Annotated in this window: 17 protein-coding genes; 12 read left to right on the top strand and 5 right to left on the bottom strand. The window is 61.7% G+C overall.

Features of this window, described 5'->3' with window-relative positions:
• The first annotated feature begins 1 nt into the window (after position 1).
• Both xseA and NO934_RS03860 read left to right on the top strand, forming a co-directional pair.
• Positions 2-1,552: an exodeoxyribonuclease VII large subunit gene (xseA, locus tag NO934_RS03865; protein ID WP_375143289.1), complete on the top strand. Its 1,551-nt coding sequence runs from the start codon at positions 2-4 to the stop codon at positions 1,550-1,552.
• A 46-nt stretch (positions 1,553-1,598) separates the two neighbouring features.
• Positions 1,599-1,820 (top strand): DUF2093 domain-containing protein, encoded by a 222-nt coding sequence (locus NO934_RS03860; protein WP_309162387.1) that lies wholly within the window; start codon positions 1,599-1,601, stop codon positions 1,818-1,820.
• Here NO934_RS03860 and NO934_RS03855 read toward each other — a convergent pair whose 3' ends face one another.
• Positions 1,821-2,057 (bottom strand): DUF4170 domain-containing protein, encoded by a 237-nt coding sequence (locus tag NO934_RS03855; RefSeq protein ID WP_309162386.1) that lies wholly within the window; start codon positions 2,055-2,057, stop codon positions 1,821-1,823.
• Positions 2,058-2,067: 10 nt separating this feature from the next.
• Positions 2,068-2,901, bottom strand: coding sequence for a 3'(2'),5'-bisphosphate nucleotidase CysQ (locus NO934_RS03850; RefSeq protein ID WP_309162385.1), 834 nt, complete (start codon positions 2,899-2,901; stop codon positions 2,068-2,070).
• A gap of 267 nt (positions 2,902-3,168) precedes the next feature.
• Between NO934_RS03850 and NO934_RS03845 the strand changes: the two genes are divergently transcribed.
• On the top strand, positions 3,169-3,681 hold the full coding sequence (locus NO934_RS03845) for a DUF6101 family protein (protein WP_309162384.1): 513 nt from the start codon (positions 3,169-3,171) through the stop codon (positions 3,679-3,681).
• A 62-nt stretch (positions 3,682-3,743) separates the two neighbouring features.
• On the opposite strand, the gene ubiA is transcribed toward NO934_RS03845, so the two are convergent.
• Positions 3,744-4,670: a 4-hydroxybenzoate octaprenyltransferase gene (gene ubiA, locus NO934_RS03840; protein ID WP_309162382.1), complete on the bottom strand. Its 927-nt coding sequence runs from the start codon at positions 4,668-4,670 to the stop codon at positions 3,744-3,746.
• 75 nt (positions 4,671-4,745) lie between these two features.
• Here ubiA and NO934_RS03835 point away from each other — a divergent pair, with 75 nt between their 5' ends.
• A complete protein-coding gene (locus NO934_RS03835) occupies positions 4,746-5,486 on the top strand; it encodes a 16S rRNA (uracil(1498)-N(3))-methyltransferase (protein WP_309162380.1) in 741 nt (246 codons plus the stop codon).
• 114 nt (positions 5,487-5,600) lie between these two features.
• Positions 5,601-6,977, top strand: a complete 1,377-nt coding sequence (locus NO934_RS03830; RefSeq protein ID WP_309162379.1) for a glutamate--cysteine ligase — start codon at positions 5,601-5,603, stop codon at positions 6,975-6,977.
• 1,436 nt (positions 6,978-8,413) lie between these two features.
• Here the strand turns inward: NO934_RS03830 and NO934_RS03825 are convergent.
• Positions 8,414-9,319 carry a LysR family transcriptional regulator gene (locus NO934_RS03825; protein ID WP_309162378.1) on the bottom strand — a complete coding sequence of 302 codons (906 nt, stop codon included), beginning with the start codon at positions 9,317-9,319 and terminating at the stop codon, positions 8,414-8,416.
• A 148-nt stretch (positions 9,320-9,467) separates the two neighbouring features.
• Between NO934_RS03825 and NO934_RS03820 the strand changes: the two genes are divergently transcribed.
• Positions 9,468-9,674, top strand: a complete 207-nt coding sequence (locus NO934_RS03820) for a DUF1127 domain-containing protein (RefSeq protein WP_309162377.1) — start codon at positions 9,468-9,470, stop codon at positions 9,672-9,674.
• Positions 9,675-9,852: 178 nt separating this feature from the next.
• Here the strand turns inward: NO934_RS03820 and NO934_RS03815 are convergent, their stop codons facing one another.
• The gene (locus tag NO934_RS03815) at positions 9,853-10,350 is read right to left on the bottom strand and encodes an invasion associated locus B family protein (protein ID WP_309162376.1); all 498 of its coding nucleotides are present in this window, start codon (positions 10,348-10,350) and stop codon (positions 9,853-9,855) included.
• 315 nt (positions 10,351-10,665) lie between these two features.
• Between NO934_RS03815 and coxB the strand changes: the two genes are divergently transcribed.
• The 6 genes from coxB to NO934_RS03785 all read left to right on the top strand — a co-directional run bounded on the left by coxB (position 10,666) and on the right by NO934_RS03785 (position 15,826).
• Positions 10,666-11,571, top strand: coding sequence for a cytochrome c oxidase subunit II (gene coxB / locus NO934_RS03810; protein WP_309162375.1), 906 nt, complete (start codon positions 10,666-10,668; stop codon positions 11,569-11,571).
• 26 nt (positions 11,572-11,597) lie between these two features.
• Positions 11,598-13,253, top strand: coding sequence for a cytochrome c oxidase subunit I (ctaD, locus tag NO934_RS03805; RefSeq protein WP_309162373.1), 1,656 nt, complete (start codon positions 11,598-11,600; stop codon positions 13,251-13,253).
• 81 nt (positions 13,254-13,334) lie between these two features.
• On the top strand, positions 13,335-14,264 hold the full coding sequence (locus NO934_RS03800; RefSeq protein WP_309162372.1) for a heme o synthase: 930 nt from the start codon (positions 13,335-13,337) through the stop codon (positions 14,262-14,264).
• Positions 14,264-14,428, top strand: a complete 165-nt coding sequence (locus tag NO934_RS03795; protein WP_309162371.1) for a hypothetical protein — start codon at positions 14,264-14,266, stop codon at positions 14,426-14,428. The genes NO934_RS03800 and NO934_RS03795 overlap by 1 nt, the downstream gene beginning before the upstream one ends.
• Positions 14,429-14,431: 3 nt before the next feature.
• Positions 14,432-14,971, top strand: coding sequence for a cytochrome c oxidase assembly protein (locus NO934_RS03790; protein WP_309162368.1), 540 nt, complete (start codon positions 14,432-14,434; stop codon positions 14,969-14,971).
• 18 nt (positions 14,972-14,989) lie between these two features.
• Positions 14,990-15,826, top strand: coding sequence for a cytochrome c oxidase subunit 3 (locus NO934_RS03785; RefSeq protein ID WP_309162367.1), 837 nt, complete (start codon positions 14,990-14,992; stop codon positions 15,824-15,826).
• The last annotated feature ends 70 nt before the right edge of the window (positions 15,827-15,896 follow it).

Genomic DNA, 15,896 nt, shown 5'->3' with positions numbered 1-15,896 from the left:
TATGAGCGATCAGCAAACCAATGCCTACGAGTTCACGGTCTCGGAAATTTCCAGCGCCGTCAAACGCACCGTGGAAGACCAGTTCGGCCACGTGCGGGTGCGCGGAGAGATTTCCGGATTTCGCGGGCAGCACAGTTCTGGCCACAGCTATTTCACATTGAAGGACGATGGCGCCTGCATCGATGCCGTCGTCTGGAAGACCAGCTATGCCCGACTGACCTTCAAACCCCAGGAAGGGCTCGAAGTCATCGCGACGGGGCGGCTGACGACCTATCCGCGCTCGTCCAAATACCAGATCGTGATCGAACAGATCGAGCCCGCTGGCGCCGGGGCGCTGATGGCGCTGCTCGAGGAGAGGCGCAGGAAGCTCCTGGCCGAAGGCCTGTTCGCGCCCGAGCGCAAGCGTCAACTTCCCTATCTGCCGCGCGTCATCGGCGTCGTCACCTCGCCCACTGGCGCGGTGATCCGCGATATTCTTCATCGCCTCGATGATCGCTTTCCGTCCCACGTGATCGTATGGCCTGTCCGCGTGCAGGGCGATACCTGCGCGTCCGAAGTCACCGCCGCTATCGACGGCTTCAACGCTTTCGCGCCCGATGGCCCGATCCCGCGTCCCGACCTGCTGATCGTCGCGCGCGGTGGCGGCTCGATCGAAGATTTGTGGGGCTTCAACGAGGAAAGCGTTGTCCGCGCCGTCGCGCGCAGCGCCATTCCGGTCATTTCAGCGGTGGGGCACGAAACCGACATAACGCTGATCGACTACGTCGCCGACCGACGCGCTCCGACGCCCACTGGCGCGGCGGAGATGGCCGTTCCTGTGCGCAGCGAACTCATCGGCTATGTCGAGGATCTGGGTTCGCGCCAGCGCATGGCGGCGCGGCGCATTGCCGCCAACCTCAAGGACCGCTTCCGGGCTGCCTCGGCCGGCATGCCTCGCCCCGGCGATCTGATCTCGACCCAGCGTCAGCGTCTCGATATGGCGACGGCACGATTGGGGTCGGCGCTCAGGGCCGAGCAGCACGCCAAGGCCATGGATCACCAGCGGATCGCTGGACGCCTCGCGATCGGCCTCCTGCGCGGACGTCTCGAAGCGGCCTCGAACCGGCTCGAAAACGCCGCCACGCGTGCCCGCCACGGCCTGCAAACGCGAGCCGGTCGCGCGCGGGTGGCCTATTCTCCCCTCGCGGGGCGCTTGCGTCCCGGCCTGCTCGCCACCCCGATCAGCCAGGGGCGCCGGCACCTCGAGGCAGCGACGGCGCGCATGGAACCTGCCTATATCCGCATCGTCGAAGCGCGCCGGGCGCGGCTGGACGGGATCGCCAAGCTCCTCAATTCGGTCAGCTATCAGCAAGTCTTGGCGCGGGGCTTCGCGCTTGTAAAAGACGCTGAGGGAAATCTCGTCCGCACATCCACTGACGTCAAACCCGGCGATACGCTCACCATCGACGTGGCGCAGGGCTCGATCGCGGCAACGGTGGCCGGCGCGCCGTCGATCCCTAAGCGCAAAGCTCGCTCTGATGAGGAAACCGGCACGCAGGAGAGTCTGTTTTGACGATGCCGGCAAAGGCAACTAAATTGAGGGCAAAGGAACCGAACGCATGAACATCCTCGATTCAGGCTTTTCGCCCTCGGAAGCCCAAATTCGTTACCTCGACGCCGATTACGTGGTGTTAAAGCCGGGCACCTTCGTGCGCTGCGCCATCACAGGCAGACCCATTCCCATCGAGGATCTGGCCTATTGGAGCGTCGATCGGCAGGAGCCTTATGCCAATGCCGAGGCGGCCTTTACCGCTTACAAGCGCTCGATCGGCGAAGCCTGATCAGCCGTCCTGCGCCGGGTCGAGCAGTTTGTGCAGATGCACTATGAAATAGCGCATCTCGGCATTGTCGACCGTCATCTGCGCCTTCTGCTTCCAGACCGCATAGGCAGCCGCATAGTTGGGATAGACGCCAACGATATCGACAGCGTCGAGATCCTTGAACTCGACGCCCTTGATCTGGGACAATTCCCCTCCGATCACGAGGTGGAGCAACTGCTTGGCCGGCGTTTCGGTCATGAGCTTTAGCCTATCGGTTTTGAGCGTCGGGTTGGGATTGCGGGCAGCCATAGACGACGCGCAGGGCGTCACGCAAGGGCGATAATAGCGAGGCGTCGGCGGTGGCGGCAAGCGCGGCATGGCGCGTGTCCGAACCGTTATAGAGCGGCGTGCCCAGGCAAACATCCTCGAACCGCGCGCCAGCTTCGGTAAGGATGATGTCGGCTCCCGCGATGTCCCAATCCTGAGCGCCGCGACGGGCCACTGCGGCATCGAGCGTTCCCGCCGCCACCTGCACCAGCCGATAGGCGAGCGAGGGATAGGCCGGGCCGGGAACATGGTCGACGCCGTGCGCGGCAAGCTCGTTGTGAACCGCAGCAGGCGCAGGAATGATGGGGGAGGCCGGTGCCGGGCCTTCAACCCGCATCGGGACGCCGTTGCGGCTGGCGCCGAGGCCCAGGCCGGCCACATACATCTCGTCGCGCACCGGGGCATAGACCACGCCGGCGATCGGACGCCCCACTTCCACAACGGCCAGCGAGATGGTCCAGCTATCCTCGCCCTTGATGAAGCCGCGCGTGCCGTCGATGGGATCGACGATGAAAACGCGTTGGCTCTCGAGCCGGGCTGGTGAATCCGCAGTCTCCTCGCTCAGCCAGCCATAGTCGGGGCGGGCGCCCCTCAGGGCGCCAATGAGGAAATGATCGACCGCGATATCGGCCTCGCTCACTGGCGAGGTGACGTTCTTGGTCCAGGTGCGCAATTCGGTGCGGAAAAAGCCGAGTGCAATGATCCCCGCATGGACGGCCGCCGATTTCAGCAGCTTGAGATCGTCCTCTATGCCTTGGGGAACAACAGCGGGCATGCCACTCCAGACCGGTTATTGGAAAAAAACCCTCTTCTGCCCCGCCCGGGCAGCATTGCGGCCTTTGTTATGCGTTTCGCCCGACCCGCGCAAGTCGAGCGGTTAATTGCTTCTTACAGAGGGTGAGATTCTGCTAACCCATTTTGAGACAAGACAAACTTAACCCCGTTTTTTAAGCCGATGATGAGAGGGCCCGACTAGAGTGGGAGCAACAAAACGAGAGCACCAAAAACAAAAAGCTCTCGAAAGTTGACAGGAAGGCTGAATATGGTTCTCGGCGTAATTGTCGATGGTTTTCCATCGACGCTTTTGAAAGATGCGGTCTATCCCCGCCATCTCAAGCACAACCCCGCCAATGACAACGGTCCGCGCGCTGAGGCGATGACCGTTACCGTCCGGCGCAAGCTCGACAAGAGCGGCGTCACGGTCAAGCTCAAGGTGCCGGTCGCCGAATATGTCGGGGTCGCCGTTTCGACCCGCATTTCCGAGGATGGCGAACTGATGAGCGCCATTGAGCTCATTCACTCGGACGAGGAATTCAACTATCGCATCTTCGAAGAAGCCGGCAATTCCAACGTGGTCGCCGAATGGCAGAACTGGGGGCGCAAGTTGCGTCTGCCGCTCTATATTCGCACCGGAGACGGTTCGCTCGTCGCCTACTCCCAGCAGATCGATGGGGTGATGGTCGGCACGTCAAGTTCGCGCCGCATGCTCTCGGCTGAAGCCGAGCGCCGCACTCGCTTCGCCCGCCGCCGCAAGCCGGGCGAAAAGATCGGCTGAACGATTTTCCTCTGACCTCCAAGTCCAGAGGCACTCCCCGCCACCGGCGGGGTTTTGCGCTTTTAAAGAAGGCTCGCGAGAACCAGGGCCGCGGTGAACGCCAGGCCCAGCCAGTGATTGGACTTGAACAGCATCAGGCTGCGCGCGCCGTTGGTGCGCTCGATGGTTATGACCTGCCAGGCAAGCATGGCGACAGGCACGAGAAACAGCACGAAAAATACCCAGCTTGCGCCGACCATCAAGGCAGCGAGTGCCCAGAGCGCCGCGGCCAATGCGTAAAATACCGCAACGAACGGACGCACACTGGCACCGGCCAGACGGGCCGTGGATTTGACCCCGATCAGCGCATCGTCTTCCACGTCCTGCAGCGCATAGATGGTGTCGTAACCGATGGTCCAGGCAATGCAGCCGAGATAAAGCACCACGGCGGGCCAGGCGAGAGTGCCGGTTTCGGTCGCCCAGCCCATCAGCGCGCCCCATGAAAAGGCGAGGCCCAGAAAGAGCTGCGGCCAGTAGGTGACCCGTTTCATGAATGGATAAATGGCGACCAGGGCAAGCGATGCGATGCCGACGAGAATGGCAAAGGTGTTGAACTGGACGAGTACCGCCAGCCCGACCAGCGATTGGGCGACCAACCACCCCGCCGCTTGCTTGACGCTGACCTGGCCGGAAGGAATGGGCCGCGAGCGCGTGCGGGCCACCTTGTCGTCGATATCGCGATCGACAATGTCGTTGAAGGTGCAGCCGGCCCCGCGCATGGCGATGGCGCCGATGAAAAACAGAACCAGATGCCACCAGTTGAAGCCGGTGTCCGTTGCAAGACTCACCAGGCCCAAGGCAAAAGCGCAGGGCCAGAAAAGGAGCTGATAGCCGATGGGACGGTCGAGCCGCGACATGCGCAGATAAGGTTTGGCCTGGGTCGGGGCATAGCGATCCACCCAATTGCCCTTGACCGCATCGGCGACGGTTCCGGTGTTCTCGTGCTGCATGGATGGCCTTTTGTGCCGGAGCGTTGTCTGGCACAAAGGCACTAATCGCTCTCAAGTTCAAGTCAACCACCTCTCATGCCCCGCACCCACAAGACCCTGCCGCGTCTCTTTCTCGAAGTCCCCTTGCTGACCGGTGCCGAAGTGGCGCTCGACAAGGACCAGACAAATCACCTGGTCAACGTGCTGCGCCGCGGGGCAGGGGACAATTGCGTGGTCTTCAATGGCCGCGACGGGGCGTTCCTCGCCGAAATCGTGCAGGTGAGCAAAAAGCTCGTTTCCCTGCGGCTTGTCGAACAGTCTGCCGAACAGACGCCGGCCAACGACCTCTGGTTCGGCTTCGCTCCGATCAAGCGGCTCGACTACGAAATCCAGAAGGCGACCGAGATGGGGGCGGGGATCATCCAGCCGGTGATCACCCGCTATGTTCAAAACCCACGGCTCAACCCCGTAAAGCTCAGGGCGCATACCATAGAGGCCGCCCAGCAATGCGAGGTCTTGAGCGTGCCCGAGATCGCGCCCGAGATCGGCTTCGACAGACTTCTTTTGGAATGGAACCAGACGCATGGCGACCGCACGTTGATATTTTGTGACGAGGCTGCCGCATCCTCTTCGCCGCTCGAGACGTTGAACGGGCTCAAGGGCAGGCGCTTGGGTCTGCTGATCGGCCCTGAAGGCGGTTTCGCCGATGAGGAACGCGACCGATTGCTGGCATCGGACTTCGTCGTGCCGATCAGCCTGGGGCCGCGCATCTTGCGCGCCGATACGGCAGCGGTTGCCGCTCTTGCGCTGATCCAGGCGGCGGCAGGTGATTGGTAGAAAGGTTTTTATCGTAAGGTTACGATAAAGGGTATTGATCTGGAACGAACGCCCGCTATTGTCGCGGGCTCTGGCATGGTCCTCATGCCTACGCATTACATTCCGAGGTACTTCATGGCCGAAAAGCCGTCGCCCACGATCGAATCGCGCTCCCAATTGATCGAAGCGATCTCTCGCGGCTCCAAGCCGAAATCGGAATGGCGCATCGGCACCGAGCACGAGAAGTTCACCTTCTATCGTGACGGGTTCAAGCCCGTGCCGTATGAGGGCGAGAACGGCATCGGCGCGCTGCTCGACAAGGTCCAGGCCGAAACCGCCTGGCTGCCGTACTATGATCGCGACAAGGTGATCGGTCTCAACAATCCCCTGGGTGGCGGCGCCATCTCGCTCGAGCCGGGCGGCCAGTTCGAGCTTTCGGGCGCTCCGCTCGAAACCATCCATCAGACCTGTACCGAAGCCAATGAGCACCTGAAGCTCTTGCGCAAGTTCACCGAACCCATGGGCATCGATTTCCTGGGCATCGGGGTGACGCCCACCTGGACGCTCGACGAAATCCCCGCCATGCCGAAATCGCGTTACGGCATCATGAAGCCCTATATGGAAAAGGTCGGCACGCTGGGCACCTCGATGATGTTCCGCTCGGCCACCGTGCAGGTCAATCTCGACTTCGCGTCCGAAGCCGATATGGTCAAGAAGCTCCGCGTCAGCCTGGCGCTGCAGCCCATCGCCACGGCGCTTTTCGCCAATTCGCCTTTCCTCGAGGGCAAGCCCAACGGGCTGCTCTCGTTCCGCTCCCATATCTGGCTTAACACCGACAAGGACCGCACCGGCATGCTGCCCTTCGCCTTCGAAGACGGCATGGGGTTCGAGCGCTATGTGGATTATGCCCTTGACGTGCCGATGTATTTCGTCATCCGCAACGGGCAGTACATCAACTGCGCGGGGGAAAGCTTCCGAGCCTTCCTCGATGGCAAGCTGCCTCAGCTTCCGGGCGAAAAGCCCACGCTCAAGGATTGGGAAGACCACCTTTCGACGCTCTTTCCCGAAGTGCGCATGAAGCAGTATCTCGAAATGCGCGGTGCCGATGGCGCTCCCTGGCAGGGCATCTGCGCGCTGCCGGCCTTCTGGGTGGGGCTGCTTTACGACGATGCCGCGCTCGATGCGGCCTGGGATTTGGTCAAGGACTGGACCGAAGAGGAGCGGCAGGCCCTGCGGCTCGGCGTGCCCAAGACAGCGGTCAAGACGCCGTTCCGGGATGGAACCGTGCTCGAGATCGCGAGGGAAGCGGTGGCCATCGCCCGCGCCGGGCTCAAGGCGCGCGACAAACACAATTGGGAAGGGGCGGACGAAGCGGTATTCCTCAAGCCGCTCGACTATACGCTCGAGGTCGGCAAGACACCCGCCGAACGGCTGCTCGACCTCTACCACAGCGAGTGGAGGGGCGACATTTCGCGGGTTTTCTCCGACTACGGCATGGCGAGGGCCGCGTAAGGCCGTGCCAAATCGCCCTCCGGCGGTGCCTTCGGGTCATCGCGATTTCAATAGACGGCATGGGGCGATGAACGCCTCGTGCTGTATTTGTTAGTATGAAGCTTCCATCGCCCCATGCGTCCGGGATTTTGGGCTTATGGCGGCTTCTCGGGCTGGGGGTTGTTGAGAGTTTTTAGTGGGTCGGTTGGTCGAACCGAAAAAGTGGGGACCACTTTTTCTGCCAACCTCCCGGCCGTCCCCTCGCTGCCCCTCCGGGTTTCCCCGGTGCGACGTGGGAGTGATTGGATTGGTGGTCCGCTCACACCTTTTATCCACATCCGGCCATCTGTCCGCTTTGGGCCTTCCCCACGGCGACCCGTGAGGAACCCGAACCGATCCCGCCCAAACGTTCGTAGCGCTTGCGTCCATATGCGCGGGGTCGTGGAGGGAGTATGGGGGAAGTGCAGAGGGCGGGGATAAGTTTTTGGCGCGGGTGTCTGTGGAAGCTCAGCGCCCCCCTCATCCCCTGCCATTCGAGCGTAGCTCTCATGGCCTTCTCACCTCCAATCGTGCCACCGGCACGATTGGCCAAAGAACGGTTCGAAGTCTCCCACCAGGGGAGAAGGGGGCTCTTGGGCGGCGGGATAACAAGCACGGTGTTAGTGTTGGTGTTTGTCCCTCTTAACCCTTCTCCCTCAAGGGGAGGGGCGATGGGGGAGCGTTACGGCTGGGGCTCAGGCGCTGAGTGTACTGGATCCCGGCTCAAGGCCGGGATGACGGGTTGGGGTGGGGTGAGGGCGGGGGATGAGCTTTTGAGGAGGGTGTTAGTGGAAGCTCAGCGCCCCCTCATCCGTCCGCTTCGCGGCCACCTTCTCCCACCAGGGGAGAAGGGTAGCCCCTGGCAGTCTCTCGGGAAAACATCAGCGCTCGCCCAAAGAGCCCCCTTCTCCCCTGGTGGGAGAAGGGTTGGGATGAGGGGGCTCAGCATATCAGCGGCCACCGGCGGTGATTGTTGAGGCTCAGCGCACCCCTCATCCGCCCCTTCGGGGCACCTTCTCCCTCAAGGGGAGAAGGAGTTCTGGGGAAGTGTTACGGCAAGAGTCTCTTCGCTTGTGGACTCAAGCCTCTCTGTCGTTATCGCCTTCGTCCCCGGACTTGATCCAGAGACGAAGGTGACGAGAGGGAGGCGGGAGAAAGAGCCGGGAGCGGCGCGCATACCTTACCCCGGGTCAAGCCAGGGGCGACACAGGTGGGGAACGGAGCAAGGGAGAGGGAATAGGAACGAGAGGAGAGAGGATACAGCAAGACCGAGAACGCCGCGGATACCTTGCCTCGGGTCAAGCCCGGGGCGACACGGGCGGAGAGGAGTAAGGCGGAGAGGAGAGAGGAGAGAGGAGAGAGGAGAGAGGAGAGAGGAGAGAGGAGAGAGGAGAGAGGAGAGTGAGTTGCTCACTCAACTACTCGGCTGCCGTGCTCTCCGTTGCTTCGCGGCCGTAATAGGAGCCGGGCAAATTGCCCATGCTTTCGACGATATGGGTCGCCAGTGCGTCGTAGATGCCGCCATAGGCATGCGAGGCGCGCAGGAGGGCGATTTGGGCGTCGTTCAAACGCGGCAGACCCTGATCCTGCGAGATCACCCGCATTCCTGGCTGCAAGGCGCTTTCGGGCAGGAAGCCGACGGCGAGATCCGAGAGCACCGCCGAGGAGATGGCGGTGGCGTTCGAGGATGTGTAGGCGACGCGGAAGTCGCGGTTGATCCTGTTGAGCGCCTCGACCGCATCGGCGCGCCAGGTGCAAAAGGACGGGCCGCAGGCCAGGGGGAGGGGATCGGAAGCCAGGGCCCGTCCGCCATGGCTGGCCACCCAATACATCTTTTCGGTGCGGAACAGCTCGCCGAATTCGTGCATCGTCCCTTGGGTGAACACGATGATGTCGTAACGCCCCGAGCGCATGCCGGACAAAAGCTCCTCGGAAGGCTGGCAGCGAACATCGACGGTGATGCGCGGATGGGTGCGCTGGAAGCTCGAAAGGATCACCGGGAGGAGCTTGACCGCATAGTCGTCGGGCACCCCGAACCGGATATTGCCGACAAGATCATCCTTGGAGAACATGTCGATGATCTCGGCATTGATCTTGAGCATGCGCCGGGCCCGCGCGTAGAGCGCTTCGCCCTCGGTGGTCAGCGACACGCGCCGTCCGTCACGCAGGAACAGGGGCTGGCCCAGCCGCTCCTCGAGCCGCTTGATCTGCATCGATACCGCCGACTGGGTCTTGTAAACCCGCCGGGCCGCCTCGGTGAAACTGGCGCAATCGGCGATGGCGCAGAAGGTCTGCAACTGATCGAGATCAAGCGGAGCAGCCATTGCCTTTTACCATCACGAATTTTGATCGATTAAATGAAATCTATTTGTTTGAATAATGGAAGGCAAGTGCCTACATACCGCTTGCAACAACGCAGCCGCCCATAAACTCTACCAGTCCGATAGAGGAAATGGGGTGATGGAGTAGATCATGGCCCTGTTCTCTTTCAAATCCCGCGCCGGCGCCGGTATGCGCCGTTCGACCCTGCGCTCGATGATGCAGATGGATGAATCCCTGCTCAGCGACATGGGGTTGACCCGCTACGATATCGCGGAAGCTCTTCGTCATGGCGGCGCCGCCGCCGGAGAGTTTCTGGACGCACGCCGCAATGCGCGTGCCATTCAATGGCTTCGGTGACCCCTTGCTGAAGCCCTGATCGGGCTCTTGGTGCGGCGTATTTTGCCGGTGCGTCCGCGCCCCTCCAAAGAGAGCCCGAAAGAAGGCAGGGCCTGATTTGCCTTTGGCCTTGTTTTCTAGCCCAGCCGGACCGCGTGCGGTCCGGCTTTTTTGTGCCCGGAAATCGCGCTCAGGCAGCTTAAGGCAGGGCTTCGAAGCCTTCCTGGAAGCCGGCGAGCGAGACGGGGATGCCGATTCCTTCTTCGGGCGTTCTGAAAACGATGAAGATGGCGTTCTCGCCTTCGGAGAGCTGGGTCATCAGCTCGTCGTCCATGACCACTTCGGCAACGCATCCATTGGGCAGGCAGCGCACGAAGGCAACGCGCCCAAGATCTTCCCCATCGATATTGAGCCCCAGCCCGTTGGGCAGCAGCACGCCCAGGGGCGCGAGCACGCGCAGCAGGCGCGCCTCCTGATCGGCGGTCTTGAGCGCGATCACGGAGAGGGCCACGTTGGGCTGGTCTTCGGCGGTGACGTTCTGGATCAGGGCGCATTGCTCTTCGAGCGCGCCGGGCACCAGATCGCAGCTCATCTGCCAATCGCCGTGCTCGGAGCGCACGGTTCCCTGCGCGCTAGCCGGTGCGGCAAGGGAAAAAGAGGCGATAAGGGCTGCGGCGAAAGTGGCGATGTGGCGCATGAAAAGCTCTTGTCTCCTGGCGGCCCGGACGTCGGGACGATTGCCTGATGTGTCGGGCAGGCTGGCGGTCCTTGTCAACATAAGGTCGCCAAACCGGTCACAAATCGCACAACTGGGGCGCGCTTAAGGCGCCTTTGGCGCAATTTGACGCACAAAATGTGCTCTCGGGATCAATTGCCTTGCTCGGAAGGATGTGGTTTAGCTGCCCGCAGAAAAATCTGCACCCCAGTCATGAGTCGGGAGCGGGCGCCATTTGCCACGTGGAGCGGACATGCTAGGGAGCGCAAAAAACAATTACGTTCAGGAGAAGTCCAGGTGACAGGATTTTCTTTCCGTCTGGTCAGAGCCTCACTCGCTGCGCTGCTGTTTGCGCTGATCCCGGCAATCGCTTCGGCCCAGGAGGCGGGCCATGCCGTTCCCGGTCAGATCGGCTTGCAGCCATCGGTGACCCCGATCATGGATTCGATCATCGCCTTCCATGACAATCTGCTTATGTGGATCATCACCGCGATCGTGCTGGTGGTGCTCGCGCTTCTGATCGTTGTGATCGTGCGCTTCAACCAGCGCGCCAATCCCGTCCCCTCCAAGGTCACCCACAACACCCTGGTGGAAGTCGTCTGGACCGTCGTTCCCGTCCTGCTGCTTTTCGTGATCGCCATCCCCTCCTTCGGCGTTCTGGCCGATCAGCAGACCATCCCGGACGGCGAGCGCCGCTATCTCGGTTCGCAGATCTTCGGCGGCGACCTCGAAGTGCCCGCGCCCGAGCTCACGATCAAGGTCACCGGTTACCAGTGGTACTGGGGCTATGAATATATGGACCAGGACGTCGACTTCGTCTCCGTGATGCTCAATGAAGAGCAGCGCGCCGAGCAGAAGCCCGATCAACCTCGCCTCCTGGCGGTCGATAACGAACTGATCGTGCCGGTCAACACCACCGTCCGTCTCCTGGTTACCGCTGCCGACGTGCTGCACGCCTTCGCCGTCCCGTCCTTCGGCATCAAGACCGACGCCGTGACCAGCCGGAACAACGAAACCTGGTTCAACGCTCGCGAGACCGGTATCTATTACGGCCAGTGCTCGGAGCTGTGCGGCAAGGATCACGCGTTCATGCCGATCGCCGTGCGCGTCGTTGAGCAGGAACAGTTCGATGCGTGGCTGGCCGCTGCCCAGGAAGGCAGCCTCGCCGATGCCAACAGCACGCTGCTGGCTTCGATCGAGTAAGCGGCAGAGAATAAGAGGTTAACAACATGGCACAAGCTCACGCAGCTCATTCCGATGCCGCACACGGAGTTCCCTCCGGCTGGAAGCGGTGGGTCTATTCGACCAACCACAAGGACATCGGCCTTCTCTACCTGATCTTCGCGATCGTGGCGGGCGTCATCGGCGGCGCGCTTTCCGGCTTCATGCGCTGGGAACTGGCCGAGCCGGGCATCCAAATCTTCCCGGGCCTCGCCCAGATGGTCTATGGCATCGACGGCAACGCCGCGCTCGATGCCGGCAAGCACATGTTCAACGTGTTCACCACGGCCCATGGGCTCATAATGGTGTTCTTCGTTGTCATGCCGGCCGTGATCGGCGGCTTTGCCAACTATTTCGTGCCGCTGATGATCGGCGCGCCGGACATGGCGTTTCCGCGCATGAACAACATATCGTTCTGGCTGCTGGTTCCCGCCTTCCTGCTGCTGCTCATGAGCCTGTTCATGGAAGGCCCTCCGGGCGCCATGGGCACCGGCGGCGGCTGGACCATCTATCCGCCGTTCTCGACCTCCGGCCAGCCTGGCCCGGCCATGGACTATGCGATCCTTTCGCTCCACATCGCCGGTGCGTCCTCGATCCTTGGCGCCATCAACTTCATCACCACCATCCTGAACATGCGCGCCCCTGGCATGACCATGTTCAAGATGCCGCTCTTTGCCTGGGCGGTGCTGGTGACCGCGTTCCTGCTGCTTCTGGCTCTGCCGGTCCTGGCTGGCGCCATCACCATGCTGCTGACCGACCGCAATTTCGGCACGGCCTTCTTCGATCCGGCCGGCGGCGGTGACCCGATCCTGTTTCAGCACCTGTTCTGGTTCTTCGGTCACCCCGAAGTGTACATCATGATCCTGCCGGGCTTCGGCATCATCAGCCACATCATCTCGACCTTCTCGCGCAAGCCCATCTTCGGTTACCTGGGCATGGTGCTGGCCATGGTCGCGATCGGTGCCGTCGGGTTCGTCGTCTGGGCGCACCACATGTACACCTCGGGCATTTCGCTCAACACCCAGCGCTACTTCACCGCCGCAACCATGATCATCGCGGTGCCCACCGGCATCAAGATCTTCTCGTGGATCGCGACGATGTGGGGCGGCTCGATCCGCATGACCACGCCCATGCTGTGGGCCATCGGCTTCATCTTCCTGTTCACCGTTGGCGGTGTGACCGGTGTGGTGCTGGCCAATGCGGGTGCCGACCGTGCGCTGCACGACACCTATTACGTGGTCGCGCACTTCCACTACGTGCTCTCGCTGGGCGCCGTGTTCACCATCTTTGCGGGCTGGTACTACTGGTTCCCCAAGATGTTCGGCGTGATGTACAGCGAACTGCTGGGCAAGCTGCACTTCTGGATCATGTTCGTCGGCGTGAACCTGATCTTCTTCCCGCAGCACTTCCTCGGCCTTGCCGGCATGCCGCGCCGTTACATCGACTACCCCGACAGCTACGCGCTGTGGAACAACGTCTCGTCCTGGGGTTATGTCGTGACCGTTATCGGCCTTGCGGTGTTCTTCTACTCGATCTTCGAGGCGTTCGCCCGCAAGCGTAAGGCGGCGGACAACCCTTGGGGTGAAGGTGCGACGACTCTGGAATGGACGCTGAGCTCGCCTCCGCCGTTCCACCAGTTCGAAACCCTGCCGCGCTTCAAGTAAGCCGGCGCCACAAAGAACCGACCCTTCGCAACCCGGTTCGCCGGGTTGCGTTTTAATTTCAAACCGGAGCCCGGCCTCACCTTGGCTTACGTTGACGACAACACCGAAACCACTTCCGTCCAGCTTGGCGGCCGCGTGGAGGATTATCTGGAGCTGCTAAAGCCCCGGGTGATGCAGCTTGTCGTGTTCACCGGCTTTGTCGGCATGCTCGTCGCCCCAGGCGGCATCAATCCGGTTATCGGCTTTATCGCCATTCTGTGCATCGCCATCGGGGGCGGTGCGTCTGGCGCGCTCAACATGTGGTACGACGCCGATATCGACGCGGTCATGAGCCGCACCGTGAACCGTCCGATCCCGGCCGGCCGCGTCAGCCGTGAAGATGCGCTGGTGTTCGGCCTCGCCCTGTCGGGCTTTTCGGTCGCCACGCTCGGGCTTGCAACCAACTGGCTCGCGGCGGGGCTGCTGGCCTTCACCATCTTCTTTTACGCCGTGATCTATACGATGTGGCTCAAGCGCTCGACGCCGCAGAACATCGTGATCGGCGGCGCCGCCGGCGCCTTCCCGCCGATGATCGGCTGGGCGGCGGTCACCGGCTCGGTCTCGCTCGATGCCGTCATCCTGTTCCTGATCATCTTCCTGTGGACCCCGCCGCACTTCTGGGCGCTGGCGCTCTACAAGAAGGGCGACTACGAAGCGGCCGGCATTCCCATGCTGCCCAATGTGGCCGGAGAGCGCGCGACGCAGAACCAGATCGTCATCTACACCGTTCTGCTGACGATCGTGGGCTTCGGGCCGGTGCTGACAGGGCTCGTGGGCTGGTTCTATGCCGTTCCCGCAGCAATTCTCGGAACGGTGTTCTCGGCTCTCGCCATTCGCGTGCGTTTTTCCGAAGGCGTAGAGATGAAGCGCCGCGCCCGCGTCCTTTTCACCTATTCCTTGCTGTATTTGTTTGTGTTGTTCGTAGCCCTGCTGGCCGATGTTGGCCTGATCAGATGGTTTGGAGTCCTGTGATGACCGTCGAACAGAACATGAGCCAAGAACAGCGCGAAGCGTTCATGAAGCGCCGTCGCAAGCGCTCCATCGCGATCGGCATCGCACTTGCCGTTCTGGTCGCCATTTTTTATGCGATCACCATCGCAAAGCTTGGGCCGGACGTGCTTGTGCGGGATCTTTAAGCCATGAGCATAGCGACCCCCGATCATAGCCAATCGTCCAATAAGCGCACGCTCGCCTGGCTCGTGGGTATGGGGCTATTCATGCTCGGGCTCTCTTTTGCCGCCGTGCCGCTTTACGACATCTTCTGCCGGGTGACCGGCTACGGCGGGACGACGCAGGTTTCCGATGGCAATGTCCGCGGCGTCATCGCCCGCGAGATGGGTGTGCGTTTCGATGCCACCATCGATCGCGGCATGCCGCTCCAGGTCGAGCCGGCCCGGATCGAAACAAACCCGATCGGCACGGTCAGCACCGTCGTCTACCGCGCGACCAATCTGAGCGACGAACCGCTGCAAACGACGGCGAGCTTCAACGTGACCCCCGATTCCGCCGGGGTCTATTTCAACAAGATCGAATGCTTCTGCTTTACCGAGCAGACCATTCCGCCTGGCGGCACGGTCGAGATGCCGGTTACCTATTTCGTCGATCCCGATCTCGACGAGAATTCCGAATTGCGTACAATCCGTGAGATTACGCTGTCTTATACGTTTCACGATTCCTAACGGGGGATAGACCTAAAAATGGCAGCCCATGCAAAGAACCATGACTACCACCTGGTAGATTTGAGCCCCTGGCCGTTCATCGGCTCGGTGTCCGCCTTCGTCATGGCCGTCGGCGCCATCATGTGGATGCATGGTGGCGTGCCCTGGCTGTTCGCCGCCGGCCTCGTCGGCGTGCTCTACACCATGTTCGCCTGGTGGGCGGACGTGGTGAAGGAGGCCGAAACCGGCTTCCATACCCCGGTCGTGCAGCTCCATCACCGCTATGGCATGATCCTGTTCATCGCCTCGGAAGTGATGTTCTTCGTTGCCTGGTTCTGGGCCTATTTCGACGCGGCCTTCTATCCCGACGAAATTGCCCAGGTTGGCCGTGTGGCCTTCACCGGCGGCGTTTGGCCTCCGCAGGGCGTCGAAGTTTTCGATCCCTGGCACCTGCCGCTGTTCAACACCCTGGTCCTGCTGCTTTCGGGCACCACCGTCACCTGGGCGCACCATGCGCTTCTGGAAGGCGACCGGCAGGGACTGAAGTGGGGGCTCGTCATCACCGTCCTGCTCGGCGCGCTGTTCTCCTGCGTGCAGGTGCTCGAATACACCCAGGCCCATTTCGACTTCTCGGGCAACATCTATGGCGCCACCTTCTTCATGGCGACCGGCTTCCATGGCTTCCACGTCTTCATCGGAACCATCTTCCTGCTGGTGTGTCTGATCCGCGCCTATCGCGGCCAGTTCACGCCCAAGCAGCACCTGGGCTTCGAATTCGCCGCTTGGTACTGGCACTTCGTTGACGTCGTCTGGCTGTTCCTGTTCGCCTCGATCTATGTCTGGGGCTCCTGGGGCGCGACGATCGCTCACCACTGATCTTGAGAAAGGCCGGGCCGCTTTCTGGCGGCCCGGCAAACTATATGCTTGAACGTTTCTGGGGGCCTTC

It is taken from the genome of Pelagibacterium sp. H642 (genome assembly GCF_031202855.1).
GTDB lineage: Bacteria > Pseudomonadota > Alphaproteobacteria > Rhizobiales > Devosiaceae > Pelagibacterium.
This window is presented reverse-complemented; position numbering and strand designations above follow the sequence as displayed.